This window comes from Streptomyces sp. UNOC14_S4 (assembly GCF_020740835.1).
In the GTDB taxonomy this organism is placed as follows: Bacteria; Actinomycetota; Actinomycetes; order Streptomycetales; family Streptomycetaceae; genus Streptomyces.
This window is the reverse complement of record NZ_JAINFC010000685.1, coordinates 1-3,162: the sequence shown is the minus strand read 5'-3', so window position 1 is coordinate 3,162 and position 3,162 is coordinate 1. Positions and strand designations below refer to the sequence as shown.

Sequence of the window (3,162 nt, the reverse complement as noted above, 5' to 3'; positions counted from 1 at the left end):
GCCCCGACGCGTACCCCTGCCCCATCGCCCGGAACTTCCAGCCCTCGCCCCTCCGGTAGAGCTCGCCGCAGATCATCGCGGTCTCGCCCCCCGTCTCGGGCCGGACCTCGAAGAGTGCCACGGGCTCCCCGCCCGCCACCGCGTCGTACAGCAGCACGCACAGGTCGGAGACGAGCCCGAACGGCCCGCCGTCCGCCGAGGCGGCCAGCACGATCCGCTCCACGCTCCCGTCGAGCGCGGAGAGGTCGGCCTCGATGGCGTCCGTCGCGCCCTCGGCCAGTCGCTTCTTGGCCAGGTGCCGGACGGTGCCGGAGGGGTGCCGGGGCTGGTTGTAGAAGACGAAGTCCTCGTCCGTACGGACCCGGCCGCCGTCGCCGACGAGCAGCGCGGAGGCGTCCACGTCCGGAACGCCCGGCCCGGGGGTCCAGCGCAGCACGGCCCGTACGTTCCGGGCGTCCAGCGGGATGTTCGACCCCTTCTGCATGGCGTGCGTCATGCCCGCAATCCTGCCTTCCCGCCCCGGCCAGGGACAACGCAGGGCCACCGGGGTTCACAGGGTGATCTCACGGGAGTGGCCGGATCCGCCTGCACTTGGGGAACTCTTGACCGTCTCCCGGACGTACCATAATCGACTGCGCTTTCGACGGGGTGGGCCCGCGGGAGGTCGTGGGACACGGGGAGAGTCATGAGGCATTTCGAACACCTTCCGCCCTCGGTGCGGAATGGGCTGTTCCATAAGCAGCCCGCCGCCTTCGATGCCGACTCCCCGGCCGCCACGCTCGCCACCGCGCTCGGCGCCACGCTCTACAGCCCCGCCACCCGCCCCACCCTCGCCGAGGACGTCGTCAAGCAGGCGGCCCGCGGCGTGGTCTCCATGGTCCTCTGCCTGGAGGACTCCATAGGCGACGCCGATGTGGCCGCCGCCGAGGAGAACCTCGTCCGCCAGTTCGCCGCGCTCGACGGCCTCGCCGCCGCCGGACGGCCCCTGCCCCTGCTCTTCGTCCGGGTCCGCGAGCCCGGCCAGATCGGCGACCTCGTCCGGCGGCTCGGCCCGGCCGGGCGGCTGCTGTCCGGATTCGTCCTCCCGAAGTTCACCGAGGACCGCGGCCTCCCCTTCCTGGAGGCGCTCACCGCGGCGGAAGCCGACCGCGGGCGGCGGCTGTACGCGATGCCCGTGCTCGAATCGCCCGAGCTGCTGCACCTGGAGACGCGCGGCGAGACGCTCTCCGGCATCGCCCGCACCGTCGACAAGTACCGCGATCAGGTGCTGGCGCTGCGGCTGGGCGTGACGGACTTCTGCTCGGCGTACGGGCTGCGCCGCGCCCCCGACATGACCGCGTACGACGTCCGGCTCGTCGCCTCCGTCATCGGCGACGTCGTCAACGTCCTCGGCCGCGCGGACGGCAGCGGCTTCACCGTCACCGGCCCCGTCTGGGAGTACTTCAGGCCGCACGAGCGGATGTTCAAGCCGCAGCTCCGCCGCACGCCCTTCGCGGGCCCGGCGGAGGAGCTGCGCACCGCGCTCATCGAGCACGACATCGACGGCCTGCTCCGCGAGATCCAGCTCGACCGCGCCAACGGCCTCCAGGGCAAGACCTGCATCCACCCCTCGCACGTCGCGCCCGTGCACGCGCTCTCCGTCGTCAGCCACGAGGAGTTCAGCGACGCCCAGGACATCCTGCGGCCCGAGCGCGAGGGCGGCGGAGTGCTGCGCTCCGCCTATACGAACAAGATGAACGAGGTGAAGCCGCACCGGGCCTGGGCGGAGCGCATCATGCTCCGTGCCGAGGTGTTCGGCGTCGCGCGGGAGGACGTGGGCTTCGTGGAACTGCTCGGGGCGAGCGTGGGGGCCGCGGCGTGAGCGGCACGATCTGGACCGGGCAGTGGGTCGAGGACCGCCTCGGCATCGGGCTGGAGGGCGACGCGTCCTTGCGCGGGCTGCTGGGCCTGGCCCTGCGGCGCAACCCCAAGCGGGCCCACCTCCTGGTGTCGAACGTGCTCGGCAAACACGTGCCCGCCGCGCCGTCCGAGGTGTACGGGGCGGGGCTCGGCCTCGGCCGCCGGGTACGCGCCCTCCTGGGCGAGGCGGACGCGGCGCGGGCCGTCGTCCTGGGCTACGCCGAGACGGCCACGGGCCTGGGCCACTCCGTGGCGGACGGCGTCGGCCTCGCGCCCTACCTGCACTCCACACGGCGCCCGGTGCCGGGCGTGCGCCCGGTCGGCGGCTTCGAGGAGGAGCACAGCCACGCCACGTCGCACCTTCTCCTGCCGGAGGACCCGGCGCTGCTGTCGGGCGACGGCCCGCTGGTCCTCGTCGACGACGAGTTCTCGACGGGGCGGACGGTGCTGAACACGATCTCCGCACTGCATGCACGGTTCCCGCGGGAGCGGTACGTGGTCGTGGCGCTGGTCGACATGCGGGGCGCGGAGGACCGCGCCGCGCTGGCCGCGTTCGCGGCCGAACTGGGTGCGCGCGTCGACCTCGTCGCCCTCGCCTCCGGCGGTGTCCGCCTGCCGGCGGGGGTGCTGGCGAGGGGGCAGGAATTGGTCGCCCGATACGACGTGGCTGCCGTTGATTCCCGCCGCGACGGCGAGCAACCGCACGAGCGCGATGCGGCGGTGCCGAGCCCGGAGCAAGGGGAAACGGCCCAGCCGGGCGGCAGCCCGGAGACGCCGTCGGGCGGCAGCCCGCGCGCGCAGCGCGTCGAGCTCGGGTGGCCCGCCGCCGTGCCCGACGGCGGCCGACACGGGTTCGCCCCCGCGCAGCGGGAGCGGCTGGAGGCCGCGCTGCCCGCCATGGCCGCGCGGATCGCCGACGCACTGCCGCCGGGCGCCCGGCGCGTCCTCGTGCTGGGCAATGAAGAGCTGATGTACACGCCACTGCGGCTCGCCCGCGCTCTCGAAGAAACGGGAACCGCAGACGTCCGGTTCTCCACCACCACCCGTTCCCCCGTGCTCGCCCTCGACGACCCCGGGTACGCCATCCGCACCCGTATCGCGTTCCCCGCGCACGACGACCCCGCCGACGGCCCCGGCACCCGCTACGCGTACAACGTCGCGGGCGCGGGCTTCGACGCCGTCGTGGCCGTCGTCGACTCGCACGGCGACACGCCTGCCCTGCACGCCCCGGGCGGCCTGCTGGACGCGCTCGCCCCCCACACC

3 protein-coding genes are annotated in these 3,162 nt (G+C 74.0%); 2 read left to right on the top strand and 1 reads right to left on the bottom strand.

Going from position 1 to position 3,162, the window contains the following annotated elements:
• Nucleotides 1-496, bottom strand: a 496-nt coding sequence (locus K6I34_RS34300) for a TerD family protein (RefSeq protein ID WP_229331949.1), incomplete at its 3' end; no start/stop codon positions are given.
• Nucleotides 497-685: 189 nt separating this feature from the next.
• On the opposite strand from K6I34_RS34300, the gene K6I34_RS34295 reads away from it, so the two are divergent.
• Nucleotides 686-1,861: an HpcH/HpaI aldolase/citrate lyase family protein gene (locus K6I34_RS34295; RefSeq protein ID WP_229331948.1), complete on the top strand. Its 1,176-nt coding sequence runs from the start codon at nt 686-688 to the stop codon at nt 1,859-1,861.
• Nucleotides 1,858-3,162, top strand: a 1,305-nt coding sequence (locus K6I34_RS34290) for a phosphoribosyltransferase family protein (RefSeq protein WP_229331947.1), incomplete at its 3' end; no start/stop codon positions are given. The genes K6I34_RS34295 and K6I34_RS34290, both read left to right, overlap by 4 nt.